Origin of the sequence: Bowmanella denitrificans (assembly GCF_039522935.1) — a bacterium.
Lineage (GTDB): Bacteria > Pseudomonadota > Gammaproteobacteria > Enterobacterales > Alteromonadaceae > Bowmanella > Bowmanella denitrificans.
The window spans coordinates 61,575-86,818 of record NZ_BAAAEI010000003.1; the positions used below are offsets into that span (position 1 = coordinate 61,575).

The following is a 25,244-nucleotide window of genomic DNA, read 5'->3' on the forward strand; positions in this document are numbered from 1 at the left end:
AATGCCTAACAACTCAACTTCAAATACCAGAGTTGAGTTGGGGGTAATCGAGCCTGTTGAACGTTTGCCGTAGGCAAGTTCAGAGGGGATAAAGAACTTGAACTTGGAACCGACGTTCATCAGTTGCACGCCTTCAGTCCAGCCGGCAATAACCCGGTTCAGTGGGAATACGGCTGGCTCGCCACGCTTATAAGACGAGTCAAACTCAGTTCCGTCCAACAGGGTGCCCTGATAATGTACCTGCACGGTATCTTCAGCTTTAGGTTTGGCACCTTCGCCCTGCGTGATCACTTCATATTGCAGACCGGATTCTGTTACGACCACGCCTTCGCGTTTAGCATTTTCAGCCAGGAAAGCCTTACCTGCTTCAATATTGGCAGCAGCAGCTTCTTCCTGTTTGGCCTGCTGCTTCTCATTGACCTGTGCGTCCAGTGCCGTCAGTACTGCCTGGATGTCTTCCTGTGTCAGTTTAGACTCAGCGGTCAGGGCATCTTTGAAGCCTTTAATCACTAGCTCGCGATCCAGCTTAATATTGACATCGTCCTGCATGTCCAGTTTTTGGTCAATAAACTGCCCCACCGACACCCCAAGACCATATGCCTGCTTTTGTTCCTGGCTTTCCAGCGCAACGTTTGGTTCATTGGGTTTGGCAGCTTCCTGTTGGCAGGCTGTCAGGGTCAGGGCGGATAGCACCAGGGTAGCTAAAGCGGTCTTTTTCATTAAAGTCTCCAGTGAGTATGTGTTATCTAATTTTGTTTGGCATGCATTGAACTGCACTAATCAGCACGCAGTAAAATGACGCCGCAGCGAATTCCGAACTTTGAGGGGCGACAAGCGAGAAAGTTTCCTGTTTGCCGCAAAGAAGGTAGTTCCGCAGTCAGGATATCCCGGTTTCCCCCCACTGTGCTGGACAGTTAACGGGACATTGGGCTTATACTAAACCCATAAAAGTAAAAGCGAAACCTAAAGGACGTTATGCGCCAAAGCCTGTTGTTCGGATTGTTTGTCTTGCTGTTGACTGGTTGTTCGATTCCAGGCAGCACGCCAGTGGCGTCTTATGAACATGCTCCGGGCGGCGCCATGGCAGCGGCTATTGCGGTTAATGCCAACATGGTAGTGGTGTCTTCGGTGGAAAACGGTATCAGCGTCTGGGATGTTGAAAAGCAGAACTTACGCTATCAATGGCGTCATCAGGGCGAGGGTAACAATCTGGTGGCTACCACAAGGATTGCGTTTGATGGCAGCTATGTGGTGACGTCCGACCGCGAAGCCTTTGCACTTTGGAGTCTCCAGAGCGGTGAGCCTGTGGGGTTCTGGCGAATTGACGAATCCAGCATTCGCGATATTGCGGTATCGGATCAGGGGCGGGCTATTTTGGTTGGCCGCGGTAATGGCAAAGTGATGTTGTTTGAGCCGCAAACTGGCCGACGTCTGGAATTTCTTGGTCATCAGGAAAAGATCAACAGCGTCGATCTGTCACCCAATGGTTTTTACGCTTTGACCGGTGGCAGTGACTTTATGGCCTACCTGTGGGATACCCGCAGTGGCCAGGTGCTCTATAGTTTTACCCACACCAGTCGTGTTACCAAAGTCGCTCTGGATTATCAGGGGCGCTATGCTTTTACGGCGGATAGCAAGAATAATGCAAGAATCTGGGATCTTCGCAGTGGGGACCAGATCAGCAAATTACATTATTTACAAAGGCAGAAAATATTTTCTGCCGCCCGGTTTTCTGCCGACGGCAAGTATCTGCTAACCGGCTCCCCTTCCCGCGGCCTCAGCCTGTGGGATGTTAAAAGTGGTGATGAAGTAAGCAGTTGGATGGTCACACCCAAGCAAGGTAGCCGGCCACAAAGCGCCGTAGTGTATGATGTGGCTTTTATGCCGGACAACAAGGTCATGTCGCATAGCAGCAGCGGCCTGACTGAAGTCTGGTCTTATTAAGCCGGCAAGGGGCAAAGTATGCATAATGAGTTAGTGCAGGATATTGAATTGTTGCAAACCAAGGTGGCCTTTCAGGAAGACACCATTGAAAAACTCAGCCAGGCGCTGGTGGATCAACAAAAACAACTGCATGCATTACAGTTTCAAATGAAGCATGTGATTGACCGGCTGAAGCAACAGCCAGTGTCGAATATTGCCAGTGAATCTGAAGAGACACCACCGCCGCACTACTGAGTTTTTACACAAGCGGCGCAGACCAGATTCAAAAACAACAAGGGGTGGGAAGATTGCGATGCAGGAAAACAAACAACTGGTATCTAGTCGTGGTGAACCACTGGGGCGGGAGCAGGATACCGGCCGTGGCAAAGAGCGCCGGCAGGAAAATAGTGAGTTTGTGTCTGTTATAGTTAAACGCACTGACGAAACCTTTCGCCACCCAGACGATATTCTTGAAAAAGCCATTGGCGAAGGTCTGGAACAGATTTCCCGTCCCACCGTATCCTTGCTGCTTTCAGCGGTGGCGGCTGGCATGATTTTATGTTTTACCGTACTGGCCGTTGCCGTAATGGCTACTCTGGTGGCCGGTGGAGAACATGAATTTCGCCGGGTGATTCTGGCGGCCAGTTATCCTTTAGGTTTTGTACTTTGTATTCTCAGTCGTACGCAATTGTTCACCGAACATACCGCCACGGCCGTCTACCCTGTGCTGGACGGCAAGGCCAGGCTGAATAAACTGTTTCGTCTTTGGGGCATTGTGATTCTTGGCAATATGCTCGGAGGGCTGCTGTCCAGTGGCCTGTTAATTGCTGCGGAGCCGGTTATCCATGCCAGCGAAGGGTATCTGGTGCTGGCCAGGCATCTGCTTGACTATCCGGTGCAAACCTTGTTTGTCAGTGCGGTTTTAGCGGGTTGGCTGATGGCGCTGGGCGCCTGGATAGTGTTGTCTACCTATTCCACCTTAAGCCAGATTGTCAGCATCTATATCGTGACTTTCCTGATTGGGCTGGGAGGTTTTCACCATTCCATTGCCGGGTCTATTGAGCTGTTTGTCGGCTATTTTTCTTCTGACAGTATCGCTTTCTGGCAGCTACCTCCGGTTATTCTCACCGCCCTGGCGGGGAATCTGGTGGGAGGCAGTGTATTTGTTGCTATGCTGAATTACGGTCATATCCGCCATTCTCAGCGGGCTGAGAACAAGCCCAAAAAGTAGCCTCAGGGCTTAAACACACCGATAACCGATTCGCTGCTGCGGGTGGCCGCTTTGACCTGATCCTGCGGCTGGCTTTGTTTGTGTCCGCAACTCACGCATTCCACATGCTCAATATTGTTTTGCATGTACAGCATCAGGGTATCCATGGCCTGACATTTGGGGCAGGTCGCACCGGCGATAAAACGTTTTCGGATTTTTTCTGACATCTGATTACTCTGATCTGTGTGATGGATACCAACACCGCTACTGAACTTGGTATAATATCGCGGTTTTTTACTCAGTTGTAGCCGAGCCCATGATCCAGTTTACCCATCTCAGCCTGATGCGTGGCAGCAAGGAATTGCTGACTGACGCCAATGCCACCATTTATCCAGGCCATAAGGTGGGACTGGTTGGTGCCAACGGCTGTGGTAAATCCAGCCTGTTTGCCATGCTTAAAGGTCAGTTGCAACCTGATCAGGGCGATTGTGAACTGCCCCGCCATTGGCAGATTGCTGCGGTGGCTCAGGAAACCCCCGCATCCGACCGTACCGCCCTGGACTATGTGATTGATGGCGATCACCGATTACGCCGTATTCAAGCTGAGCTGACCGATGCCGAACAGGCTCATGATGGCGAGCGAATCGCAGCATTGCACCTGCAGTTGGAACAGGCCGGTGGCTATCAGGTGGAATCGAGAGCGGCGATTATTCTGGCTGGTCTGGGTTTTTCCCAGCAACAAATTGGCCTGCCGGTACGCACCTTCTCTGGTGGCTGGCGTATGCGTCTGAATCTGGCCCAGGCACTGCTGTGTCATTCAGACTTATTGCTATTGGACGAACCCACTAACCACCTGGATTTGGATGCCGTTATCTGGCTTGAGCGTTTCCTGCAGCGCTACCCCGGCACCTTGATATTGATTTCTCACGACAAGGCCTTCTTAGACGCCGTGGTGGAGGAAATCATCCATGTCGAGCAGCAACAGCTGAATTGCTACCGGGGCAATTACAGCGCCTTCGAGGGGCAGCGTGCGGAAAAACTTCGTCAGCAGGACTTACAATATCAAAAGCAACAGCTTCAGCGCGCGCATTTACAGTCCTTTATCGACAGATTTAAAGCCAAGGCCAGTAAGGCCAAGCAGGCGCAAAGCCGGGTAAAGCAACTGGAGAAAATGGAACAGCTGGCACCGGCCCACTACCAAAGCGGCTTTTCCTTTGAGTTCCTGCCCCCGCCCAAACTTCCAAATCCATTGGTGAGTATGGATCAGGTGCAAGTGGGTTATGGCGACAAGGTGATTTTGCAGAAGCTGCAACTAAATCTGGTACCGGGCAGCAGAATAGGTTTATTGGGGCGCAATGGTGCCGGGAAGTCCACACTGATCAAGTTGCTGGCAGGTGAAAATCCCCCTTTACACGGGGAATACCTCACGTCTGCGGGGCTGCAAATTGGTTACTTTGCCCAGCATCAGTTGGAATACCTGGATGCAAAGGCATCTGCACTGCTGCATTTACAACGCCTGGACAAACTGGCGACCGAGCAATCTCTGCGTGATTTCCTGGGCGGTTTCGGCTTTCGTGGCGATGAAGCGTTAAGCCCGGTCGCTCCCATGTCTGGTGGTGAAAAAGCCCGCCTGGTTTTGGCGTTACTGGTGTACCAGAAACCCAACCTGCTGCTGCTGGACGAACCCACTAACCATTTGGATCTGGATATGCGTCATGCCCTGAATATGGCAATTCAGGGCTTTGAGGGGGCGATGGTCTTGGTGTCCCACGACAGATTCCTGCTGAATTCGGTATGTGACGAATTTTATCTGGTGGACAGTGGTCAGGTGCAACCCTTTGCCGGTGATCTGGATGACTATAAAAACTGGTTGAGCAACACCGAGACGCCAGGCAGCGAAACGGCCAAAGCCCAGGACAATAAACCCGACCGTAAAGCCGTCAAGCGTTTGGAAGCCGAATTCCGCCAGCGTACCCAACCCTTGCGTAAAGCCATAGAAGCACAGGAAAAACGCATGGATAAGCTCAACGCCAGTCTGGCGGATATTGAGCGTCAAATGTTGGATACCAGTCTGTATGAAGAACAACATAAAGCCCGCTTAAAGGAACTGTTGGAACAGCAGGTAAATAACAAGCAAGAGCTGGAAGAACTGGAAATGCAGTGGTTGGATAATCAGGAGCAACTGGAGAATCTGCAGCTGGAATTTACCGGTAATGTGGCAGGCTGAGGCGTTCTGGCAGTTCAGTCTGGCCTGGTACGAAAAGGTAAAGCCCAGTTGTCTGCTACTGCAGGATAAGCATGGTTTTAATATCAACCTGTTGTTGCTTTGCCTTTATCTGCAACAACAGAACGCAGGATTAAGTGACCAGCAGTTGGAGTCGCTATTACACAGCCTGAGTGACACCGAAATACGCCTGCAGCCACTAAGAGCAGTGCGCCGCTCAGTGAAAGCCCTGGATATGCAGGCGTATCGGTATCTTCTTGATGCAGAGTTACGGCTGGAAAAACGTCAGCAACAAGACCTGATTGCCTGTTTAAATCAGCTAGGTCCACTGCAAGCGCCCGCCGATAACCTCATGCATTACGCCCGACTTATCAAACTGGACGACAGACCGGACGTGATGCCATTAATCGCGACGCTTTATCAGAGCGTGGCAGAGTTCGGATTGCCATATTTCGGGAAATAGTTTGACCGGGGTCAAAAACCCATCATGCATAAACTCTTACTCTGAGCTCAATACAAAAGGGCCTGGAGACTATTATGCTAGAGCTTATTTTAAATGACCCTGTTGCCTGGGGCTCCCTGTTAGGGCTGGGCGTGGTGCTGGCCATCTGCTTTTATTATGTCTACCTGTTTATCCGCAACAGCTTAGACGGTAAGCCACACTAACTCATCGGCCTTGTACTTGGCGCCATCCTGTTGTCAAATCTGCCAGTCTGATAACAGGAGTGGGTAGTGAGCAGCGCAGAGTACGGGCAGATCGTGGAAAGTGGCTTTCGGCCACCTTGGTGGGCTAAAAATCGCCATGTACAAACCATCTGGCCAAGATGGTTACAGAAGCGTCGTCGTATCGCACTGAATTGGGAAGCGCTTGAGCTGCCCGATGGTGACTTTGTCGAACTGGCCTGGACACCCGAACAAAAACATCAGCACGGCTTAGTGGTATGCTTTCATGGCCTGGAGGGGTCGGCTCGCTCCCACTATGCCAATGACATGCTGGCGGTTTTGCATGAACAAGGCTGGCGTGCGGTGATGATGCATTTTCGTGGCTGCGGTAACCAGCCCAATCGTACCTTACGTGCTTATCATTCCGGCGATACAGAAGATGCGCGTTTTTTGCTGGACACTCTGCAGCAGCGTTTTCCTTTGCTACCCAAAGTTGGTATGGGTTTTTCGTTAGGTGCGAATATGCTGCTTAAACTACTAGGAGAAAGAGTCAGCCAGTCCTGGTTCAGGGCCGCCATTGCTATCTCTCCGCCGTTTCGTTTGGCAGATTGTGCACACAGCATTAATCAGGGTTTTTCAAGACTGTACCAGCGTTACCTGCTGGGCAGCATGTGTAAACGCCTGCTGGATAAAATGCAGCGTCTGGACTTTTCCCAACTGGGTTTGGACGCTGGCAAGGTGAATAGTTTTAAGAGTTTCCGCGACTTCGACCAACATGTGACCGCTCCCCTGCATGGTTTTGCTTGCGCCGATGATTATTATCAGCAATGCAGTGCTGTCTCTTACATGGACAAAATCAATACTCCCACACTGGTTTTGCATGCTCTTGATGATCCCTTTATGAGCCCGCAAGTCGTGCCTAAGACAAATGAAATATCTCCTTACGTCAGGCTGGAGCTAAGTCGTCAGGGGGGGCATGTGGGGTTTATGCAGGGCACGCCCTGGCGCCCACTAATCTGGACGCACAACAGAGTGGTAGAGTTTATCCGTCCACATTTTCAAGGTAACAAATGATTATCCCTATCGATCAACTGGAAGCCGCCACCTTGCACAATATTATCGAAGCTTTTGTACTTCGTGAAGGCACCGACTATGGCGAACAGGAAGCCAGTCTGGAAGATAAAATCCAGCAGGTACATCAACAGCTTAAACGCGGTGATGTGCTGCTGGTTTATTCAGAATTACATGAGTCAGTGAATATCCTGCCTAAAGATCAGTTTGGCGAAGCGATTCAGCAGCAGCTCTAATTTGCAGCATTAAATACCACATTAAAAGTGACAGGCACGGTCTGATCAATACTGGCAAGCCCCGCTAATTCCTGCAGTTTCTTTATGCCATCGGTCAGGCCAAACTGGACAGAGTTGACCAATACAGGCTGAACGGTAGTGGCCAGTAATTGCTCGTTGGCCAGACGGGTAACCTGAAGCTGCATGGTCAGAATCTGTGTCTTACTGTTTAGCTCCAGTTGACCTTTGACTTCCAATGACATGCTTTCGCCCACATCCAGGCCCATTACCTCATTAGGTAACTGTGCTGTCAGGTTGGCGGTAGGGAAGAGTTTAAACAAATGTTCACGCATGCGCTCATTACGAATGGCAATATTGGTTTCAACCGAGTTCAGCTCAATTTTCACCGCCAGACTGCCGTCTTCCGCCAGTGTGCCGTTAAAATCAGTGAAATGATGAGTTTCTGTTACCAGATTATTTTTGGTCGATAGAAAAGACAGGCTGGATACTTGTTGATCCATCTGCCAATCGGCCAATGCGGCTTGAGAACACAGCAGTAACGCTGCCAAACTAACACGTTTCATGATCTTCCTTTTATTTGATGTTTGACTACATCCTGCCAGTTGACACCGGGGTCGCCCAACACGACAAAGTCGGGGTTCGTCAGACTGTTACGTCTGTTGTAAGTCAGGGGTTCAAAATTGGCCGCCAGCACTTTGCCACCTGCTTCGGTGACAATACATTGGGAGGCGCCGGTGTCCCACTCGCCGGTGTCGCCCACACGTAAAAACACATCGGCCTTACCTTCGGCAATAAAGCAGGCTTTTAACGAACAGCTACCCAAAGGCAAAGGCTGATAGACCCGGCTGCTGTTTAAGCTGGACATCACCTTCTCCCTGGATTGGCGGCGGCTGATGGCAATCACCACCACCCCGTTAGCTGGATCATCCAGCTTGCGCACACTGATACGCTTATCTTCCTTAGGGGTTTCTTTGAATGCCCCCTGATTTTTACTGGCGTAATAAAGTGAATCACCGGCTGGCCAGTAGATTACCCCTACTACCGGTTCATTGTCTTCCACCAGGGCAATATTTACCGCAAAGTCACCGCTACGGGCGACGAATTCCTGTGTGCCGTCGATGGGGTCTATCAGCCAATAACGTTTCCAATGCTGGCGCTGGGCAAGATTACCGTTATTTTGCTCTTCCGACATAATGGGAATGTCCGGAGTCTGTTCCTTAAGCATGGCCTGGATAATGTCATTGGCCTGGTAATCTGCACTGGTGACCGGGGACTCGTCAGCCTTACTGAAGCTCTGATAATCGCCGCTGTCATACACTTTTAGTATTACCCGCCCTGCTTCGCGAGCGGCTTGTTTGGCTATGGCCAAATATCTGCTTAATTCCCCGTTCGACATTATCGGTTCCTTAACCACCTCTCTGTCAGTAACAAGGCGGCAATACTGCGCGCCTCGGTAAAATCCTCGCGATCCAACAGGCCGTCCAAATCCTGAACCGACCATGGCACCACTTCCAATGGCTCGGGCTCATCTCCTTCCAGGCGATGGGGGTAAAGATCTTCTGCAATCAGTACTTCCATACTGGCATTGAAGAACGCCGGCGCCATGCTGACCCTGTGCAGACGATGCAGAGTTTTTGCCCCGTAACCCACTTCTTCCATCAATTCCCTGTTACCTGCCTGCAGGCTGTCTTCACCTGGGTCTATCAAACCTTTGGGAAAGCCCAACTGGTAGGAATGGGTACCAGCAGCATATTCGCGCACCAGTAGCAGCGTGTTGGCATCTAAAAAGGGCACCAGCATCACGGCGCCACGGCCGGAGCCTTTCATGCGCTCAAACTCGCGCCGCGCACCGTTTGAAAACTCCAGATCCAGTTTTTCTATATGAAAGAGGCGACTGCGGGCCACCACTTGTGCATCATGGATAAGAGGAAGGGCTTTGTCTGACGTGACTTTACTCATCTACCTGTCGCGTTAGAATATCTCGCCCTAACTATAACTCAATAAGTGGCGGATAAAACAGCGTATTGCTGTGTGAATGCCAATTAATTGCCTTTATGGAGCGACTGCCGATGCTGTCCTGGAATCAAATTGACACTGTACTGCTGGATATGGACGGCACCCTGCTGGACCTGCACTTTGACAATCATTTTTGGTTGGAACTGATCCCGGCCAAACTGGCGGAGCGGGACGGTATCAGTCTGGAGCAGGCCAAAGCCCGCATGCAGAAGGACTATGATGCGGTAACCGGCACTATTGCCTGGTATTGCCTGGACTACTGGGCCGAGCGTTTGCAAATGGATATTGTCAGCGCCAAACGTGAGGTGCAGCATCTTATAAGTTTACGAGAGGACAGCCTGCCATTTCTGGATGCTCTGCATGCCAGTGGTCGCCAGGTAGTGTTGGTAACCAATGCCCATCCTGGCAGCTTGTCGCTAAAGGTGGAACGGACCCAACTGGACCAGCACATTGACTTGCTGATCTCCACCCATGAATTCGGTGTCACTAAGGAATCCCAGTCCCTATGGCAACAACTTCAGGCCCGATTAGGCTTTGACCCGGCCCGCACGCTGTTTGTGGATGACAGTTTGGTGATTCTGGAAGCAGCCCGTCAGTTTGGCATCGCGCATCTGTTGGCGGTCAGCAACCCTGACTCGAAAAAACCCGCCAGACAGATTGATGACTTTCCGGCCGTGCAGGATTTTCGTTATTTACTTGAGGATATTCGCCGCTACCCCGTTCAACCAGACCGCTAAGTAAAGCGCGCCTTTGTGCATATTTTGTCATCCTGCTGTCTTGCCCTCTGACCGACTATCGCTTTAACTGCCGCTTCCGGCGCTGGGTACTCATCCCATTTGTAGGTGTCCGACGTCAGGAACAGGACGCAGGTGCTGACTTGCTATGGAATGAAGTCAGTATCTGAACATTATAAAAAAGCCTAGAACGGCAGGAAATTTATGCAAATCACAACACAAAAAGTGAAACTCGGCCTTGCGCTTGGTATGGCTTTGACTCTGATTGCCTGTGGAGGCGGTGGCGGGTCTTCTGGAACGACAAAACCCGTTAATAATGGCACATCGCCCACCGCGCAATGGCAGGCCGGCGTGTATGCCAGCTCTGCCAGTCTGAAAGATAAATGTGCAACTCCCCGAACGGGTGTCGACCCTGTCACCAATAACGCCTATCCGGATAAAAAAGGCAGCGAGACCTTGGAAAAGCTGTGGCTACGCTCCTGGAGCCACGAAAGTTATCTTTGGTACGATGAACTGGATGATGTTAATCCAGCTGGTTATGGTGTGCTGGAGTATTTTGAGCGTTTGAAGACGGATTTACGCACTGCATCTGGCAGCTACAAAGATAACTTCCACTACGCGCAAGATACCGCCGAACTCAATAAACGCACCCAGTCGGGAGTGACAAGTGGTTATGGTTTTGAATGGGTTTGGGGCAGTCCCTACCCTCCCCGCAGTTTGCATGTGGTATACATTGAGCCCGGTTCTCCTGCCGACCTGGCGGGCATCGAACGTGGCATGCAACTGGTTAACATAAATGGCCGCGATTTGATCTACGACGAAACTGATGCGGGTGTGGATGCCATTAATAAGGGCCTGTTCCCTGAGTCGGTTGGCCAGCGAACGCCAATGACGTTCAAAACCCTGAGCGGCAACATGCTTGATGTATCGTTAACCTCAACTGACTATGAAATTCATGCAGTAGCGAAAACAACGGTATTAAATACAACTCAGGGACGGGTAGGCTATCTGCTGTTTAACACTTTTAATATCTTTAAATCCCAGCAACCACTGAAAGCGGCAATACAGCAACTCAAGGACGCCAATATCAGCGAGCTGGTGCTGGATCTGCGCTACAACGGCGGTGGGTTGCTGGCCCAGTCATCACAGCTTGGCTATATGATCACCGGCCCGGATATTGTCCCGGCAGATGCATTCTTTGAAAGAATAGTATTCAACGGCAAGTTTGAAGAAGATGATGAATTAGTGTTCATTAACCAATTACTGGATGAAGAATTCTATGGAACAGGCGTGGCGCTACCCACCCTGAATCTGACCCGTGTGTATGTGTTGTCTACCGGCAATACCTGTTCAGCCAGTGAATCGTTGATCAATGCACTCAGGGGCATTGATGTTGAGGTGGTGCTGATGGGCGACACCACCTGTGGTAAACCCTATGGTTTTTATCCTACAGATAACTGCGGTACTACCTATTCCACCATCCAGTTTAAAGGAGAAAACTACGCGGGCTTTGGTGAATATGCCGATGGACTTAAACCCAAACAGCGACCTAACCTGAACTTTCTGGACGAAGTGCCAGGGTGTAGGGTGGACGACGACTTAAACCATGCTTTGGGTGATACTCAGGAAGCCCTGCTCGCCGCTGCACTGCAACATATGCAGGATGCTAGCTGTCCTCCAGAGCCACTCAGAACCAATAAGACTAAAACGCTGCAGAGAAGTGGCCCAGCTGTGCAAACCGCAAGTTCGCATAACCCGCTGTGGAACAACAAGATCTACCCGAATAAGGTGGTACTACAGAGGTTAAGTCAATGAGAGGAAATGCCATCTTATTCTGCTCAGTACTACTAAGTGCCTGTCAGGGCACCGCCATGCAGATGGTGCCAGCGGTGATTACCAACCCATCCGCCGAGGTCAAAGCGGAGTTGCAACAGGTTATTCAACAGGCCATTGGTGTGGCCGCTACCCCCATGCTGGAAACGGCTTTAACCGACAGCCATAAACTGCTGCTGGAACGCCAGGCCCTGCGTGATACACAAGGACGGCTGCTAAATGGCCGACACAACGAGCCGCCACTGGTGTTTGAATTATATCTGTCGTCAGGTATTTGCCAGCTAGTGCAAGTAGGCAGCGAGCAAAGTTTTGCACTTAAGCAGGCCAAATGCCGCCCGTTAGCAACATCTGACAAGTATTAGGAGCCGCGGCAAAAAATCGGCTATCACCAGGAAAACGCGCCCTTGTCGGCGCGTTTTTTTACCTCTGTCAGAACCGAATCTGGTAGTAGCCCTGATTATCAGCCTGGCCAAATAACCTGGCAGCCTGGTGAACCTCCTCCGGCAACTCGGCGGACGGTTTAAATCTGCCTGTCACTTTGACTTTAAAGTCAGCCGGTATCCTGGCCTGAGCATTAAGGCCAAAGCTATTAGGTTCTTTGATGTCCAGCAACAGTTGCTTGTCCTGGCAGCTTAGATCCGCGCTGAAATTCCCAAGCGGAATAAAACCGCGGGTACCAGACACCTGGGCGTTTAACCACTGTCCCCGGCCGACAGCACTGTGGCAGCCGCTCTGATCGTATTCCAGTTCATCCAGATTGACCTTAAATCTGCCCTTGGCATTGACCGGCAAAGGTAATGGTAATTGGGCAATCACCAGATCGGTGGGCAAAAAGATCTCCAACCCCTCAGAGGCAATGCTGTTATTGCCAAGACGGAGATGACCTTGTAGCGAGATTTGTTCGACGTCTCTGCTATTACCGGCGTTCAGTGCCAGTGACAACTTACCAGTTAATAGTGCCCATGGATTGACCTGCCAGTGAAGCTGGCGAACAGGTAAGCCCTGATATTGCACTATGGCGGCACGACCATTCCAGATACTACCCTGCAATCCCTGAATCTGCAGTTGTGGCGGCAACGGCAGTCGTGGCACAACCTGCGCGGCAGGCAGGCTGGCTATTAACAATAGCAGGTAGGCCAATAATGACAGGCCCAGAATCTTGACAAACTTCATGCTTATCCTTTGCTTAACTGCAATCTGCGGATGCGAATCTGACCGGTATTGGCGGTCTCAGCAAAATCGGCATCCATAATCACTATGCCCATTTGTTCCAGGCCCTGTAACCAGGCCACTACCTGGTTGAAGGGGGCTTCGTCCACCCAAACCTGTAATTCTTCACCTTGTGGCTGCATACGGGCGATACTGATATTGACCCGGCTGGCTGACTGATTCACCGCCTGGGTTAGCGAACCGTTAAATTTATTGCTTTTGCTGGCACTGCCTTTTAGTTGCTGGACGCGATTGGCATTTTTTTGTACCCAGGTCAGCAATTCCTGCTGGCTGGCTATCGCCGCCTGATTGCGTGCAATAGACTGGTTCAGCGGTGACCAGACCAGAAAGTAAAACAACAGCACTGCTAATACGGCTGCGGCCGCCAGCACCAAACGCTGTTCACGTTCTGACAGGGCTTTGAATTTTTCCATGATTTGCTTCACATCAGCTCCTTATGGACAGTGAACCGACCACTTTATTATCGGTGTTATTTATCGCGCCCTGATCAACGCTGAACCCCTGACCTTCGGCCAGGCGACGAAACTGTTCCAGCGCTTCGAAACTATCGGCAGCAGCTTGCATACGTAACTCGGCGCGCTTGCTGTCAAATTTCAGGGTCTGCGGACGTACCTGACTTTGGGCAAAGGCCGGGCTGAGTTGCGACAGCATTACCAGCAAGGACGTGCCACCACCGCCCTGCTGAAGTTCACTGAGTTTCTGATTCATTTGCGAGCGAACGTTGACGATTCGGGTCACTTCGGGAAATGCGCGCTTAAACTCGGCCTGAATCTGGGCGTCCAACTCTGCCTTGTGGCTGGCCAACTGGCTGGCCTGCAGGCCTTTATCCACCAGGCTGGTGGTCAGGGCCACCACGGCAAGAACCGCGGCCAGGCGCCATTTCTGCCACTGGCCGTTATGTTGGCGCTTGGGCTTAAATTCCCCCTGCAGCAAATTGAAGCTTTGCGCCAGCGCACCCTGGGCCAACACTTTCATTGGCATTTCCAGCGGTTCGGCCTGTTGCACCAGATTGGGTGAGTCCGGCAAGGCCAGATCGGAATAATTGGCGATCTGCAGTGGCTCGCTCAGCTGTTTGGCAAAATGCAGTAAGGCATCCAGCATCCAGGTGCTTTCCCCTTGCATGCCTTTCCATTGGTCCTGACGAATCAATAACTGCTCACCAAGCTGTAGCATGGACCAGCCAGTGCTGTTTACCGGCAGGGCCAGCACATCGGGCAGTAACTTATGGCAAACAAGACCGGCATCGGCCAGCATCGCCTGCCACAGGCGCAGACGTTGTTTATCTACCACTGCTACAGCCTGGCTGTTGGCCTGGCGTGGTCCGATGGCAAAAAACTGGCTGTCAATGTCGCTGCACAGCTCATCTTCCAACATAAAGGGAATGGCCGCCAGGGCTTTACGCCCGGATTTGGCTGGCATATTCACCCAATGCAATAAGATATCGCTGGCCGGTACCAGAGCGGTGACAGGCCTTGAACCGGCTCTGTCTCGTAAGCTGGCAAGCTGAGCGGCATCCGGCAATTCCCCGGATGCAATAATATCCTGTTCGGTAGCGGACCAAACCAGCCACTGCACCGGGTCCAGTGCATCGCTGCCCAGCCTGACAATCAGCTGTTCTGTCATTGAAATCCTCCAAATTCCCTGCGTATTACGCTGGCCTGATGATCATTGCCCACCTTCAGCAGGGAGGACATGGCGAAGCTGGCATTATTGTAACGACTTCGGGTCTGCAATAAAAAATATCCTGTGGTGACGTCAAACCAGGCTTTCTGGTCATCATCCAGGTTTAAATTAGTGATCTCCGGCATATTCAGAAAATCTTCTTTACTCTCGAATCCTTCCGGACGCCGGGAAGAGAGAATATCTTTAACATTCTGCAGGCTGATACTGCTACCCAAGAGCGCATGTAACAACGGCGCGGCACTTTCGTCCAGGGTATTGATATTGATTTTCAGCTCAGTATGCCCGGGAATCACACAAAGCAGCGGTAATACCTTGCTCAGCCACTTGGGATTGGCACCATTGACCATACGCAGTTCGCTGATACTGCTCATCAGGCCATTGGCTGGCAGATAAGGGGGCTGCATGGCTTCGTAGTCACTGTCTTCGGCACCATAGGGGCTGAGGTTGTCATCTTCATCCAGCCAGTCCAGTACCGAATCTCTGAACACATCCACTTCATAGGAAGGAATCTCAAATTCCTCGCTTTGCAGCAAGCGCTTAAAGGCATCGGCCAGCGGTCTGCTATTACTGCTGGTTTGCAGGGCGTTGACGTTAAAACAGCTTTGCATGTCGGTGAGCTTGGCTTCGATTCCGCCGTTTTCCAATGGAAACTGAATATCACTGGCTGCCCAGGGCTGATTGAGGTTAATCACGCCGTTGGCATTTTTCATCTGTTCGGCCAGGGCTTTTTGCGCATATTGCTCGGCGCTCATGGCGTACCAATACGCCTGGTTACTGTCTTTGAGATTGCCAGCGCGTTTGGCCTGCAATTGCAATCTGGAGCCCATCTGCGTGGCGATGACGCTGACCAGTGCCACTATCATCAACACCAGCACCAGAGCCACACCTCGTTGTCCTTTAGTTGACTGCATTGGGGTCGCCTCCCTCTGAGGCCAGCAGAAACTCGCGGCGTATGCGGCCAAAATCGACACTGTCGAATTCAATGGCAATGGCCCTTGGCAGTACCGCACCGACGTAGTCATCCTGCCATTTCAGTTCCCTTTCAAAGCCAGCGTTGGGTAAAAACTGTACGCGAAAATCTTCAATATCCTGCAACAGCACTTTTACTTTGGGTTCACTACCAATCACGCTGTCCGGATGGTTGCTGTACAGGCGCTGCAGGGTGCCTTCCTGCAGCCGATAGCCAACGGCTTGCAGGGTACTTCTGGGTAACATCAACTGCGGATTCTGCCAGCCGGCACGTACCAGCGCTAGGCCGTCGGCCTCGCTTTGCAGTTGATCCTGGCCGCCACTGATAACCTTGCCGTTGGCATCGCCGTTAATGCGTACGGCACGGGGAACGGCCTGCAGAATATCCCTTTCTAAATACAGCATAGCCCGCTGCAGGGCTTCCAGCTTCGCTACCCGTTGGCTGGATATGGCATCTGAGTCTGTGGTGGTGGTGAGCACAGAATAAGCCGCCAGGCCAATCATGGTGAATATGGCCATGGCAATCAGGATTTCCAGCAAGGTAAAGCCACGGGCGTTCATTATGGGTTCCTGGCTGGTTTGGCAATATAGGTGCTGACCATGGTAATGGCCTGCGGGGCATTTTCTTCCAGCCGTACTTCCACTTCCACCTGGCGCAGTTCCTTATCGGCGGTTTCCTTGACCAATTGCTTCCAGTACCAGGTGCGGTGTGCCATTTCCACACTGCCTTTTTGATTGTTTTGGGGTGGCCAGCGGCCTTCCAGATGGATCTGTGTCAGGCGGTTATCGGCCACCCAGGTGGCCATAGTCACTTCTTCAATCATGCCGACATTATGCAGGTGTTCCCCGGCCGCTTTCATTACCGCCGTACCGGCAATAGCGAAAATCAGCAAGGCGACCATGACTTCCAGCAAGGTCATGCCCCGCTGTTTGGTTGCATTCAGCCTGGTCAGACACAACATCATGGGTTATCCAGTGCCTCGCTGACAGAAAGTGGTGGCATATCCTGCGCATCTACCCTAAAACCCACGGGACGCTGGTTGCCGAAGGAAGGTTCGAACTTGAAGGTCAAACTAAAGGGGGTAATTTCGCCACTGGATAACAGCAAGACTTGTGGTGGTGGCAGTTTTTCCTCGTCCTCACCGATTTCGACGCCTTCTTCACTGACAGACAACTGCTCGTCAAACAGCGCCTGGTCAAACAAACTTTCTTCGTCTTGCCAGGGCAGATCTTCCAGCTCCAGCGCCAGGCTCATGTCTTCGTCCAGGTCGCGCTGATTGAAGAGTTTATCCTGTTCAATCTTTTGCCACTGTTGCTTATCGTCAAGCTGCACAAAGTAGTAGTGGTCCTCTTCGATACGCAGGCCCAATTCCAACTGGTTTAGCACTGCATAATCCGACGCCATATTCATGACCACGGCAAACCGCTGCGCCTGTTCTTTCAATATATCTTCAGGGCTTTTGCCCAGTGCGGTAAAGGTCACAGTGCTGACGATCAGGCCCATCAGCAACAATACCAGCATCACTTCAAGCAACGTGAAGCCGCGGCTGGGTATTGAATGTAACGGGTACTTGGCTGGCATGGCGTGTCCGGATTGTGGCGGGAGCAACCCGCCGGTATCAGTTCAGATAGTCGTTCAGGTTCCAGTTACCAATATCATCATCGGTACCTGGCTGCATATCCGGTCCGGCACTGAACACGTCGAAGCTGCCCATTTCGCCAGGGCTTAACAAGTAGTAATCGTTACCCCAGGGGTCTTGAGGCAGGCGGTTGATAAAGCCTTCGGCCGGGAAATTTCGTGGCACGGGGTCTAGTGTCGGGGCGGTGACCAGGGCCTCGAGTCCCTGTTCTGTGGTGGGCAGCAGGTTAGTGCGCACCTTGTACATCTGAATAGCACTTTCTAACTGTTGAATATCGATGGCGGCTTTTTTCAACTGAGCGGTTTCCTGATTGCCGAGAATAGCAGGTGCCACCAGAGCGGCCATCATGCCGATAATCAGCAATACCACCATCACTTCAATCAAACTGAAGCCGGAATGTCTGCGGGATAGGGTTTTCATTACAAGTTCACCATATTATTTAGGGCCAGAATGGGTTGCAAAATGGCCATGACAATAAACATTACGATACCGGCCATACTGACAATTAGCAGAGGTTCGAAGATTTTCAGAGCCACACTGACCTGAGCTTCAAATTCCCTGTCCTGATTGTCGGCTGCGCGGCCGAGCATTTGTTGTAATTCGCCACTACGTTCCCCAGAGGCAATCATATGCATCATCATAGGCGGGAACATTCGGGTCTTTTCCAACGCCGCGCGCAGGCTGGAGCCTTCCTTGACCCGCTCGGCCGCATCGCTGATGCTGTTGCGGATATGCAGGTTCTCTAATACGCCACCGGCAATCCGCATACTTTCCAGCAGTGGTACGGCGCTGGATGTGAGTATGCTTAAAGTGCGGGCAAAACGCGCGGTATTGAGGCCGCGAGACACTTTGCCCAGTACCGGCAGGCGTAAAATCAATTGATGGTATTTCAGTTTCAGAGCCGGTTTTTGCAGCAAACGCTGTACCAGCACAATCAATAGCATAATCACAATTCCGGCAATCAGAACATAGTCCCTGAGCCAGTCGCTGATAGCGATCATCACTTTGGTGATGGTGGGCAAGTCCTGTCCCATAGTATCGAACTGGCCGACAATTTTAGGTACTACCTGAGTCAGCAGGGCGATTACCACCAGCATGGCAATAGTCAGCATCAGACTGGGGTAAATCATCGCCTGTATTATCTGGCTGCGGGTCTGGTTACGCTTTTCGGTATAGTCAGCCAGGCGGTTAAGCACGGTGTCCAGGTGGCCGGACTTTTCCCCGGCTGCCACCATAGAGCGGTATAACTGGTCAAAAACATGGGGAAACTCAGCCATGGCATCGGCCAGGGTATGACCTTCCACCACTTTACTGCGTACCGCCATCATCATGTTTTTGTGTCTGGGTTTCTCACACTGTTCGGCCACCGCTTGCAGGGCTTCTTCGATGGGCAGCGCGGACTCCACCAGGGTGGCTACCTGGCGGGTCAGCAAGGCCAGGTCTGAGGCGGAAATACCTTTTTTAAACCAGCCAGCAGCGCTGCTTTGTTTCTGATTACGCTCGGAAACCTGTTGAACGTCCAGAGGAATTAGCTGTTGTTCACGCAACTGGGCACGCACCTGGCGGGCGTTATCGGCTTCCATTACCCCGGACTTATTACGACCGCCCTGATCCAGGGCTTTATAGGCAAAAGCGCCCATTAACAGGCTCCGTTTGGCTTAACAGCAAAAATACTTAGCATCGTCAGTCTTCCCTGGTCACGCGCAGTACCTCTTCTAATGAGGTGATACCTTTTAACACTTTACTGCAGCCATCATCCCGGATACTGGGGGTGGTCTGACGAATGTGTTTTTCAATGGCTTGTTCGCCATGGCCGTTGTGGATCATTTCACGAATGGGCTCATCGACAATCAGCATCTCATGAATGCCGGTACGGCCGCGGTAACCCGTCTGGTTACAGGCGGCACAACCCTTAGGAGCGAAAATACGGTACTCAGTGGTTTGTTGGGGGTGGATACCCAGAATTTCACATTCGCGCTCAGACGGATGATGCAACTGTTTGCAATCCGGACACAGAGTTCTGACTAAGCGCTGCGACAACACCGCCAACAAACTGCTGGATAACAGGAAGGGCTCGATCCCCATGTCTTCCAGTCGGGTGATGGCTCCGGCGGCTGTGTTGGTATGCAGGGTGGAGAGCACCAGGTGGCCGGTTAAACTGGCTTGCACGCCAATCTGAGCAGTTTCCAGGTCACGTATTTCCCCGACCATCACCACGTCCGGGTCCTGACGCAAAATGGCGCGCAGGCCGCGGGCAAAGGTCATATCCACACGCGGATTGACCTGGGTTTGCCCTATGCCTTCCAAATCGTATTCGATGGGATCTTCCACCGTCAGAATATTGCGGTCTTTGGTGTTTATTTCCGACAGGCCGGCATATAGCGTAGTACTCTTACCTGAGCCGGTAGGACCGGTGACCAGAATGATACCGTGAGGCTTACGGATCAACTCGGAAAAATGCACGCGAATATGCTCGGTCATGCCCAGGTCCTGCAAATCCAGGTGGGCGGTATTTTTATCCAGTAAACGCAGCACCACCCGCTCACCATGACTGGAGGGCATAGTACTGACCCGCACATCCACGGCTCGCCCGGCAATACGCAGGGTTATCCGACCGTCCTGAGGCACGCGCTTTTCAGCGATGTCCAATTTGGCCATAACCTTAATTCTGGACACCAGCATGGACGCCATCTTACGGTTGGGGCGCAGGATTTCACGTAACACCCCGTCGACCCGAAAGCGCACCACAAGTTGCTTTTCAAAGGTTTCAATATGAATGTCTGAGGCACCTTCCTTAATCGCTTCACCCAGCATGGCGTTAATCAGCTTGATAATCGGTGCGTCGTCTTCAGAGTCCAGCAGGTCTTCGGTTTCCGGCAGTTCTTCGGCCAGGGCAAACAGATCCCCTTCATTACCAATATCTTCCATTAGCTGTTTGGCCTCGGAAGAGTCCCGTTGAAACGCCTTGGTCAGCAAGTTTTCAAACTTCTCAGGCGCAATATCACAGAGCTGGAATTCCCGGCCTAGGAAACGCCTGACTTCGGCAAACACCACAAAGGGGGTCTCTGCTGTGTGGTACAGCAACGGCGGCTGGTGGCTGGTATCCAGCAACACTTTATTGCGTTTGGCAAAGCCAAAGCCCAGTTGCTTATGCTCGGGCTGGGATGGTTGTTCCCCGCCTTGCATGGACTCTGCCTGCATTTCGCTATCGGCCATATGCATCAGTCTTCCTTGCCGCCTTGCTTATCCTGTTCAGCCTGACGCTTGCGCTCCATCGCTTCCTCAAAACTGGGAGGCAGGCTAAGGGCATCATTCCACTCCGGTAATACCGGCGTTTCCGTGTAGGGCATCAGCGGTACTCCTTCAGACTGGCGTTTTAGCTGTTCGGCACGGATGAAATTGTACTTACGGTGGCTGATAGTATTCATGGTGACGCCATCTTTGATAATGGTCGGCCGTAAAAACACCATCAGGTTACGTTTGCGCTTGGACGTGGAAGTAGAGCTGAATAAATGGCCCAGAATCGGAATATCGCCCAGCAGCGGCACCTTGGAAACACTTTCTTGCACGTCTTCATCGATTAAACCGCCCAGTACCACCGTACCGCCGTCTTCCACCAATACGGTGGTTTTCAGCTCGCGTTTGTTTATGGAAATATCCACCCCTGTGGTGCCGCTAACGCTGGAGACTTCCTGTTCTATGGTCATCTGTACCCCGCTACCTTCGTTGATTTGCGGGGTGACTTTGAGTTTGATGCCCACTTCCTTACGATCTACTGTGGTAAAGGGATTGTTATTGTTGGAGCTGGCAGAGGAACCAGTAATAATCGGCACTTCCTGGCCGACAATAAAGAAGGCCTCTTCGTTATCCATGGTGGTGATATGCGGCGTGGCCAGCACATTGGAGTTAGTGTCTGTGCTGACGGCCTGAATTATGGCACCCCAGCCGTCTTTTACCACACCGTACATGGCACCATTCAAGCCGCCTAATAGGTTCGCCAGGCCGGTTAAATCGCCTTCTATCGTTTCCTTAGTCACAATGGGCTCGCCATTGGCACTATAGGTGGTGCGATTGACTTCACGGTCTTCGGCCTGGCGCAGCGCCACACCCAGTGCGCCAATCGGCACTGTACCGTTGGTAAACTGCTGACCGCCCCCGTTTTCACTGATCCACTGCACACCTAGCTGAGTACCGTCACCTTCAAAGACTTCGACAATAATGGCTTCCACCTGCACCTGAGCACGGCGAATGTCCAACTGACGAATCACATCTTCCAGTGAGCGCATCATATCCGGCTCGGCGGTAATCACCAGCGCATTGGAATCCGGGTGGGATTCGATACTGATTTCGCGTTTACCGTTTGAGCGCCTGGCATTAGGCTGTGCAGCACCTTGTTCCTCAGCCTGAATGCTGGCACTGACGCCCTGCAATACCTTAACCAGATCATCAGATTTAGCATACTTCAGATAAATAACCCTGGTGTTGCCGTTAGTTTCCAGCTCCTTATCCAGGCGTTCAATCAGATTGATCAGGCGCTGTCTGGCCTTAATATCGCCGCTGACAATCACACTGTTAGTTCTGTCATCCGCCACCACGCGGGGTTCCAGTACATCCGGGCCACCTTGCTTGGCGCCCTGATTTTTATTGATACTGTCGATAATGCGCACCATCTCAGAAGCGGAAGCGTACTTAAGTTTGACGATATCCACTTCCTGGTCACCAGCCTTATCGACCCGCTCGATAATTTCCACCAGGCGGTTTACTACGGCAGCCCTGCCGGTTAGCAGCATGACGTTGGATTGATCATAACTGACCACATTGCCGCCGCCGGCCTGATCGTTAAGCTGACGTAACAGCGGCGCCAGCTCGCGTACCGAGCCGTTGTACAAAGGCACCACCCGGGTAATCATTTCATCGCCGTCAAATGCAGTGCCTTCAATCACCGGAATATTGGAGGCCTTGGCGTCTTTGTCACGCACCACTTTAAGAATGCCGTTGGGCATCTCCACCACGGCAAAGCCATAAACCTGCAGTACGTTCAGGAAGAACTGGTAATACTGCTCTTCATTCATCAGGTCGTAACTGCGTACGGTTATTTTGCCCCTGACATTGGGGTCGACGATGATAGTTTTCTTAAGGTTTTTGCCGACGATATTGATAAATTCGTCAATTTCTGTGCCCTTGAAGTTGGGCGAATATTCTGCGGCACTGATAGACGATGCGGCGCACAGAAAAGCGGCGGTGGCAGCAACGCTAAGTTGAGAAAGCAGGCGACGGCTCAATAGCCTCATGGTCATTATCCTTATAATTCGCTGTCGTCGGATGGAAGATCCAGATAGAGGGTTAATAGTTCCCCTTCTCTGTCTACTGTCAGTTGCAAAGATTCGGTATCTCGCAACATGGACATCGCTTCCATTGACTGCTGGATATCGGTCAGATCCAGACCGTTGATTTCGGTCACTACGTCATTGGCTTGTAAACCGGCGGCCTGAAACAGAGCGGGCTTCTTGCCTGGGCTGACGCGATAGCCCTTTAATTCACCATCCACCATGTGCTGGCTGATAGAAATATAATCGGTAAAGTTGGCCGGTTGCGACTGCAATGCCTGGGTGGCTTGCGCGGCTTCACGGCTCAGCGCTCGCCTTTCCACTGCCGGAGAGGGCGCTGGGCGGTTGCGGTTGGCCGCTTGTTTGCTACCTTTGAAATCCATACCGTCCAGCATCAGGGTTTCCATACGCGGACCATTGCGAATAATAATACGGTCAGCATAGACTTCGCGTACCAGGGCATTGGTGCCGTCTATTTTCTCGCCTACGCCATAAGTGTTTTGTTTACCCTGATGTTCAATAATGGCTGCACCGCGCTCTATGTTAGTGCTGGCGACGACACCGGTCAGAGTAAGATTCAGATTGGTTTCGGGTGCATCTTCCACCACTTCCACCGGTTTTGGTGTATCGGCCTGAGGCTTGCCGAACAGGTGTAATTGTTGGATCTTGCTGATATCGGCACTAACCCGGCCAGGATTTTGTATGCTGGTTGCCGTGGTTTGGCTGAGCTGTTGGTTGCCAGCCGGGGATGGCAGCAAACGCCAGGTCAGCTCAGCAGCAAAGGCTAATAAATACAGGCTGAGTAGAATTACCACCAGTTGAATCAGGCGCTGCTGGTGTTGCATCAGGACCAGCCAGGCATGTTGCAGATTGTCAGTTTTAAGTGTTATCACATTGCTGCCATATTTTCGGGTCAAGTTATGGTGGCTCTGGGCCGGAAAACGGCACGCTGAAAGGGGAGCTCGACCTGTGCTAAACTATCCAGCCCATCATAGCCAGTCGCTAAAAGGGCCACAACTTTAATCCGGTAAAGTTACTAAAAAATTACATTCCTATACAGATGAACACAGTTGCAAAATTACAGACCGACCAACAGGCCGTACGCCTTGATAAGTGGCTTTGGGCCGCACGATTTTTTAAAACTCGCGCCCTTGCCCGGGAGATGGTCCAGGGAGGCAAGGTACAATATAACGGCCAGCGTAGCAAACCCAGCAAGACAGTGGAGCTTGGCGCCTGCATAAAAGTTCCCCAAGGGCATGATATAAAAGAGGTCATTGTGCTGGAAGTGCATGATAAACGTCGTGCTGCGCCGTTGGCGCAGGCCATGTACGAAGAAACGCAAGCCAGCCTTACAGCCCGGGAGGCCAATGCCCAGGCGCGTCAGGCTGGCGCTCTGTATAATCCCAAACCAGAACATAAACCTGACAAGAAGCAGCGCCGTGATATCATCAGGTTTAAACAACAATAACGCTTTTCATCCCAATGGGCACCGCAGTGCCAGTACAGAAGAAGCCGAGCATGTCTGAAAATAATGATTTCTTATATCGCTATCTGTTCGAAAAAGCCCATGTCAGGGGCGAACTGGTACGCTTGCAAAAGAGCTATGCTGCCGTGCTGGAAGCGCAGGACTATCCTGCCCCGGTGCGCCACTTAATGGGCGAACTGATGGCCGCTACCTCGTTGCTCACGGCCACCCTTAAGTTTGAGGGGGATATCGCGGTACAGTTGCAAAGCGAGGGGCCGGTTAAGTATGCGGTGATTAATGGCACTGATAAGCAAGAGTTGCGCGGTGTGGCACGCTGGGACGGCGATGTACCTGAGGACTTTGCCGCGATGTTCAAAAAAGGTCTGATGGCTATTACCATCACGCCCAAAGACGGTGAACGCTACCAAGGCATGGTATCGTTGGACAAAGGCAGTCTGGCTGAGTGTCTGGAAGGCTATTTTGCCCAGTCAGAACAATTGGCCACCAGGGTTATTCTGAAAACCCGTACTGAGGGGGCAATCCCGCTGGCCGCTGGCATGCTTTTACAGGTAATGCCTGTGGCAGAATCTGCCCACGAAGAGTTTGAGCACCTGGCCCAGATTACCGATACCATCACCAGCGAAGAACTGCTGGACTTGCCGGTGCAGGATATTCTCTATCGCTTGTATCATCAGGAAGATGTGGAGTTGTATCAGCCCCAGCCGGTGATGTTTAAATGCAGTTGCAGTCGTCAACGCAGTGCTATGGCCCTGGCGTCTGTGGATAAGCAGGATTTACTGGAGATTGCTGCCAAAGATGGTGAAGTTGCCATTAATTGCCAGTACTGCCATGCCGAATATCGCTTTGATGCCATAGACATTGAAGCCATTCACGCCGGGCAGTTTAACCAGCCTTCTTCGCTTAGTTGATACTAAAGTAATGCGGCGGTCAGACGCCGGATGATGTTGTCGGCAATAAAGCAAACAGGCGTTGTACACTATAGTGGTTGGGCTTAAAGCC

30 protein-coding genes are annotated in these 25,244 nt (G+C 51.7%); 13 read left to right on the forward strand and 17 right to left on the reverse strand.

Translation table 11 applies throughout. The features are described from left to right. On the reverse strand, positions 1 to 720 hold a 720-nt coding region (gene fkpA / locus ABD028_RS02550; protein WP_343841369.1), incomplete at its 3' end, for an FKBP-type peptidyl-prolyl cis-trans isomerase. Between the two features lie 255 nt (positions 721 to 975). On the opposite strand from fkpA, the gene ABD028_RS02555 reads away from it, so the two are divergent. From ABD028_RS02555 to ABD028_RS02565, 3 genes are read left to right on the forward strand one after another with little or no spacing between them, the layout of a single operon-like run. Continuing rightward, on the forward strand, positions 976 to 1,944 hold the full coding sequence (locus ABD028_RS02555) for a WD40 repeat domain-containing protein (RefSeq protein ID WP_102798581.1): 969 nt from the start codon (positions 976 to 978) through the stop codon (positions 1,942 to 1,944). Positions 1,945 to 1,962: 18 nt separating this feature from the next. Continuing rightward, entirely contained in the window at positions 1,963 to 2,178 is a 216-nt protein-coding gene (locus tag ABD028_RS02560; protein WP_102798582.1) for a SlyX family protein, read from the forward strand. 58 nt (positions 2,179 to 2,236) lie between these two features. Next, complete coding sequence (locus tag ABD028_RS02565; protein ID WP_102798583.1) at positions 2,237 to 3,154, forward strand: formate/nitrite transporter family protein; 918 nt, start codon at positions 2,237 to 2,239, stop codon at positions 3,152 to 3,154. 2 nt (positions 3,155 to 3,156) lie between these two features. Here ABD028_RS02565 and ABD028_RS02570 read toward each other — a convergent pair whose 3' ends face one another. Then, entirely contained in the window at positions 3,157 to 3,360 is a 204-nt protein-coding gene (locus ABD028_RS02570; protein ID WP_343841377.1) for a YheV family putative zinc ribbon protein, read from the reverse strand. 89 nt (positions 3,361 to 3,449) lie between these two features. Between ABD028_RS02570 and ABD028_RS02575 the strand changes: the two genes are divergently transcribed. The 5 genes from ABD028_RS02575 (at position 3,450) to ABD028_RS02595 (ending at position 7,327) form a co-directional block, all read left to right on the forward strand. Then, on the forward strand, positions 3,450 to 5,360 hold the full coding sequence (locus tag ABD028_RS02575; protein ID WP_343841380.1) for an ATP-binding cassette domain-containing protein: 1,911 nt from the start codon (positions 3,450 to 3,452) through the stop codon (positions 5,358 to 5,360). Beyond that, the gene (locus tag ABD028_RS02580) at positions 5,347 to 5,820 is read left to right on the forward strand and encodes a TIGR02444 family protein (RefSeq protein WP_102798586.1); all 474 of its coding nucleotides are present in this window, start codon (positions 5,347 to 5,349) and stop codon (positions 5,818 to 5,820) included. Before ABD028_RS02575 ends, ABD028_RS02580 begins: the two co-directional genes overlap by 14 nt. A 74-nt stretch (positions 5,821 to 5,894) precedes the next feature. Continuing rightward, positions 5,895 to 6,023, forward strand: a complete 129-nt coding sequence (locus ABD028_RS02585; protein ID WP_343841382.1) for a hypothetical protein — start codon at positions 5,895 to 5,897, stop codon at positions 6,021 to 6,023. A gap of 66 nt (positions 6,024 to 6,089) precedes the next feature. Then, complete coding sequence (locus tag ABD028_RS02590; protein WP_343841384.1) at positions 6,090 to 7,094, forward strand: hydrolase; 1,005 nt, start codon at positions 6,090 to 6,092, stop codon at positions 7,092 to 7,094. Continuing rightward, positions 7,091 to 7,327, forward strand: a complete 237-nt coding sequence (locus ABD028_RS02595; RefSeq protein WP_343841387.1) for a YheU family protein — start codon at positions 7,091 to 7,093, stop codon at positions 7,325 to 7,327. Before ABD028_RS02590 ends, ABD028_RS02595 begins: the two co-directional genes overlap by 4 nt. On the opposite strand, the gene ABD028_RS02600 is transcribed toward ABD028_RS02595, so the two are convergent. The 3 genes from ABD028_RS02600 to nudE are packed head-to-tail and all read right to left on the reverse strand — an operon-like array spanning position 7,324 to position 9,286. Further along, positions 7,324 to 7,890, reverse strand: a complete 567-nt coding sequence (locus tag ABD028_RS02600) for a YceI family protein (protein WP_343841389.1) — start codon at positions 7,888 to 7,890, stop codon at positions 7,324 to 7,326. The genes ABD028_RS02595 and ABD028_RS02600 overlap by 4 nt on opposite strands. Next, on the reverse strand, positions 7,887 to 8,723 hold the full coding sequence (cysQ, locus tag ABD028_RS02605; protein WP_343841391.1) for a 3'(2'),5'-bisphosphate nucleotidase CysQ: 837 nt from the start codon (positions 8,721 to 8,723) through the stop codon (positions 7,887 to 7,889). The genes ABD028_RS02600 and cysQ overlap by 4 nt, the downstream gene beginning before the upstream one ends. After that, positions 8,723 to 9,286, reverse strand: coding sequence for an ADP compounds hydrolase NudE (gene nudE / locus ABD028_RS02610; protein WP_102798591.1), 564 nt, complete (start codon positions 9,284 to 9,286; stop codon positions 8,723 to 8,725). Before nudE ends, cysQ begins: the two co-directional genes overlap by 1 nt. A gap of 104 nt (positions 9,287 to 9,390) precedes the next feature. Between nudE and yrfG the strand changes: the two genes are divergently transcribed. The 3 genes from yrfG (at position 9,391) to ABD028_RS02625 (ending at position 12,272) form a co-directional block, all read left to right on the forward strand. Beyond that, positions 9,391 to 10,080 (forward strand): GMP/IMP nucleotidase, encoded by a 690-nt coding sequence (gene yrfG, locus ABD028_RS02615; protein ID WP_343841496.1) that lies wholly within the window; start codon positions 9,391 to 9,393, stop codon positions 10,078 to 10,080. A 201-nt stretch (positions 10,081 to 10,281) separates the two neighbouring features. Next, complete coding sequence (locus tag ABD028_RS02620) at positions 10,282 to 11,892, forward strand: S41 family peptidase (RefSeq protein WP_343841394.1); 1,611 nt, start codon at positions 10,282 to 10,284, stop codon at positions 11,890 to 11,892. Further along, positions 11,889 to 12,272 (forward strand): hypothetical protein, encoded by a 384-nt coding sequence (locus tag ABD028_RS02625; protein WP_343841396.1) that lies wholly within the window; start codon positions 11,889 to 11,891, stop codon positions 12,270 to 12,272. The genes ABD028_RS02620 and ABD028_RS02625 overlap by 4 nt, the downstream gene beginning before the upstream one ends. A 67-nt stretch (positions 12,273 to 12,339) precedes the next feature. On the opposite strand, the gene ABD028_RS02630 is transcribed toward ABD028_RS02625, so the two are convergent. Genes ABD028_RS02630 through gspC form a run of 12 tightly spaced genes read right to left on the reverse strand, consistent with a single transcriptional unit; the run spans position 12,340 to position 23,649 of the window. Next, entirely contained in the window at positions 12,340 to 13,083 is a 744-nt protein-coding gene (locus ABD028_RS02630) for a type II secretion system protein N (RefSeq protein WP_343841398.1), read from the reverse strand. A gap of 2 nt (positions 13,084 to 13,085) precedes the next feature. After that, complete coding sequence (gene gspM, locus ABD028_RS02635) at positions 13,086 to 13,565, reverse strand: type II secretion system protein GspM (protein WP_343841400.1); 480 nt, start codon at positions 13,563 to 13,565, stop codon at positions 13,086 to 13,088. 1 nt (position 13,566) lies between these two features. Beyond that, the gene (gspL, locus tag ABD028_RS02640) at positions 13,567 to 14,763 is read right to left on the reverse strand and encodes a type II secretion system protein GspL (protein WP_102798596.1); all 1,197 of its coding nucleotides are present in this window, start codon (positions 14,761 to 14,763) and stop codon (positions 13,567 to 13,569) included. Further along, on the reverse strand, positions 14,760 to 15,734 hold the full coding sequence (gene gspK / locus ABD028_RS02645) for a type II secretion system minor pseudopilin GspK (RefSeq protein WP_102798597.1): 975 nt from the start codon (positions 15,732 to 15,734) through the stop codon (positions 14,760 to 14,762). The genes gspL and gspK overlap by 4 nt, the downstream gene beginning before the upstream one ends. Next, positions 15,721 to 16,353 carry a type II secretion system minor pseudopilin GspJ gene (gene gspJ / locus ABD028_RS02650; RefSeq protein ID WP_343841405.1) on the reverse strand — a complete coding sequence of 211 codons (633 nt, stop codon included), beginning with the start codon at positions 16,351 to 16,353 and terminating at the stop codon, positions 15,721 to 15,723. Before gspJ ends, gspK begins: the two co-directional genes overlap by 14 nt. Then, positions 16,353 to 16,757 carry a type II secretion system minor pseudopilin GspI gene (gene gspI, locus ABD028_RS02655; RefSeq protein WP_245921840.1) on the reverse strand — a complete coding sequence of 135 codons (405 nt, stop codon included), beginning with the start codon at positions 16,755 to 16,757 and terminating at the stop codon, positions 16,353 to 16,355. Before gspI ends, gspJ begins: the two co-directional genes overlap by 1 nt. Continuing rightward, entirely contained in the window at positions 16,754 to 17,374 is a 621-nt protein-coding gene (gspH, locus tag ABD028_RS02660) for a type II secretion system minor pseudopilin GspH (RefSeq protein WP_343841410.1), read from the reverse strand. The genes gspI and gspH overlap by 4 nt, the downstream gene beginning before the upstream one ends. A 37-nt stretch (positions 17,375 to 17,411) precedes the next feature. Then, positions 17,412 to 17,852, reverse strand: coding sequence for a type II secretion system major pseudopilin GspG (gene gspG, locus ABD028_RS02665; RefSeq protein ID WP_343841413.1), 441 nt, complete (start codon positions 17,850 to 17,852; stop codon positions 17,412 to 17,414). Next, positions 17,852 to 19,072: a type II secretion system inner membrane protein GspF gene (gene gspF, locus ABD028_RS02670; RefSeq protein ID WP_102797730.1), complete on the reverse strand. Its 1,221-nt coding sequence runs from the start codon at positions 19,070 to 19,072 to the stop codon at positions 17,852 to 17,854. The genes gspG and gspF overlap by 1 nt, the downstream gene beginning before the upstream one ends. Before the next feature lie 43 nt (positions 19,073 to 19,115). Continuing rightward, positions 19,116 to 20,648 carry a type II secretion system ATPase GspE gene (gspE, locus tag ABD028_RS02675; RefSeq protein WP_425427707.1) on the reverse strand — a complete coding sequence of 511 codons (1,533 nt, stop codon included), beginning with the start codon at positions 20,646 to 20,648 and terminating at the stop codon, positions 19,116 to 19,118. Positions 20,649 to 20,653: 5 nt separating this feature from the next. Further along, the gene (gspD, locus tag ABD028_RS02680) at positions 20,654 to 22,723 is read right to left on the reverse strand and encodes a type II secretion system secretin GspD (RefSeq protein WP_102797728.1); all 2,070 of its coding nucleotides are present in this window, start codon (positions 22,721 to 22,723) and stop codon (positions 20,654 to 20,656) included. A gap of 11 nt (positions 22,724 to 22,734) precedes the next feature. Continuing rightward, positions 22,735 to 23,649: a type II secretion system protein GspC gene (gene gspC, locus ABD028_RS02685; RefSeq protein WP_425542050.1), complete on the reverse strand. Its 915-nt coding sequence runs from the start codon at positions 23,647 to 23,649 to the stop codon at positions 22,735 to 22,737. 170 nt (positions 23,650 to 23,819) lie between these two features. Between gspC and hslR the strand changes: the two genes are divergently transcribed. Then, positions 23,820 to 24,227 (forward strand): ribosome-associated heat shock protein Hsp15, encoded by a 408-nt coding sequence (gene hslR, locus ABD028_RS02690; protein ID WP_102797727.1) that lies wholly within the window; start codon positions 23,820 to 23,822, stop codon positions 24,225 to 24,227. A 50-nt stretch (positions 24,228 to 24,277) separates the two neighbouring features. Further along, entirely contained in the window at positions 24,278 to 25,153 is an 876-nt protein-coding gene (hslO, locus tag ABD028_RS02695) for an Hsp33 family molecular chaperone HslO (protein WP_343841429.1), read from the forward strand. Positions 25,154 to 25,244 lie beyond the last annotated feature (91 nt).

Excerpts from the sequence above, each read along its gene's own strand:
- ABD028_RS02555 (WP_102798581.1), top strand. The coding sequence starts at position 976 with ATGCGCCAAAGCCTGTTGTTCGGATTGTTTGTCTTGCTGTTGACTGGT.
- ABD028_RS02560 (WP_102798582.1), top strand. The coding sequence starts at position 1,963 with ATGCATAATGAGTTAGTGCAGGATATTGAATTGTTGCAAACCAAGGTG.
- ABD028_RS02565 (WP_102798583.1), top strand. The coding sequence starts at position 2,237 with ATGCAGGAAAACAAACAACTGGTATCTAGTCGTGGTGAACCACTGGGG.
- ABD028_RS02570 (WP_343841377.1), bottom strand. The coding sequence starts at position 3,360 with ATGTCAGAAAAAATCCGAAAACGTTTTATCGCCGGTGCGACCTGCCCC.
- ABD028_RS02575 (WP_343841380.1), top strand. The coding sequence starts at position 3,450 with ATGATCCAGTTTACCCATCTCAGCCTGATGCGTGGCAGCAAGGAATTG.
- ABD028_RS02580 (WP_102798586.1), top strand. The coding sequence starts at position 5,347 with ATGTGGCAGGCTGAGGCGTTCTGGCAGTTCAGTCTGGCCTGGTACGAA.
- ABD028_RS02585 (WP_343841382.1), top strand. The coding sequence starts at position 5,895 with ATGCTAGAGCTTATTTTAAATGACCCTGTTGCCTGGGGCTCCCTGTTA.
- ABD028_RS02595 (WP_343841387.1), top strand. The coding sequence starts at position 7,091 with ATGATTATCCCTATCGATCAACTGGAAGCCGCCACCTTGCACAATATT.
- ABD028_RS02600 (WP_343841389.1), bottom strand. The coding sequence starts at position 7,890 with ATGAAACGTGTTAGTTTGGCAGCGTTACTGCTGTGTTCTCAAGCCGCA.
- cysQ (WP_343841391.1), bottom strand. The coding sequence starts at position 8,723 with ATGTCGAACGGGGAATTAAGCAGATATTTGGCCATAGCCAAACAAGCC.
- nudE (WP_102798591.1), bottom strand. The coding sequence starts at position 9,286 with ATGAGTAAAGTCACGTCAGACAAAGCCCTTCCTCTTATCCATGATGCA.
- ABD028_RS02620 (WP_343841394.1), top strand. The coding sequence starts at position 10,282 with ATGCAAATCACAACACAAAAAGTGAAACTCGGCCTTGCGCTTGGTATG.
- ABD028_RS02625 (WP_343841396.1), top strand. The coding sequence starts at position 11,889 with ATGAGAGGAAATGCCATCTTATTCTGCTCAGTACTACTAAGTGCCTGT.
- ABD028_RS02630 (WP_343841398.1), bottom strand. The coding sequence starts at position 13,083 with ATGAAGTTTGTCAAGATTCTGGGCCTGTCATTATTGGCCTACCTGCTA.
- gspL (WP_102798596.1), bottom strand. The coding sequence starts at position 14,763 with ATGACAGAACAGCTGATTGTCAGGCTGGGCAGCGATGCACTGGACCCG.
- gspK (WP_102798597.1), bottom strand. The coding sequence starts at position 15,734 with ATGCAGTCAACTAAAGGACAACGAGGTGTGGCTCTGGTGCTGGTGTTG.
- gspJ (WP_343841405.1), bottom strand. The coding sequence starts at position 16,353 with ATGAACGCCCGTGGCTTTACCTTGCTGGAAATCCTGATTGCCATGGCC.
- gspI (WP_245921840.1), bottom strand. The coding sequence starts at position 16,757 with ATGATGTTGTGTCTGACCAGGCTGAATGCAACCAAACAGCGGGGCATG.
- gspH (WP_343841410.1), bottom strand. The coding sequence starts at position 17,374 with ATGCCAGCCAAGTACCCGTTACATTCAATACCCAGCCGCGGCTTCACG.
- gspG (WP_343841413.1), bottom strand. The coding sequence starts at position 17,852 with ATGAAAACCCTATCCCGCAGACATTCCGGCTTCAGTTTGATTGAAGTG.
- gspF (WP_102797730.1), bottom strand. The coding sequence starts at position 19,072 with ATGGGCGCTTTTGCCTATAAAGCCCTGGATCAGGGCGGTCGTAATAAG.
- gspE (WP_425427707.1), bottom strand. The coding sequence starts at position 20,648 with ATGGCCGATAGCGAAATGCAGGCAGAGTCCATGCAAGGCGGGGAACAA.
- gspD (WP_102797728.1), bottom strand. The coding sequence starts at position 22,723 with ATGAGGCTATTGAGCCGTCGCCTGCTTTCTCAACTTAGCGTTGCTGCC.
- hslR (WP_102797727.1), top strand. The coding sequence starts at position 23,820 with ATGAACACAGTTGCAAAATTACAGACCGACCAACAGGCCGTACGCCTT.
- hslO (WP_343841429.1), top strand. The coding sequence starts at position 24,278 with ATGTCTGAAAATAATGATTTCTTATATCGCTATCTGTTCGAAAAAGCC.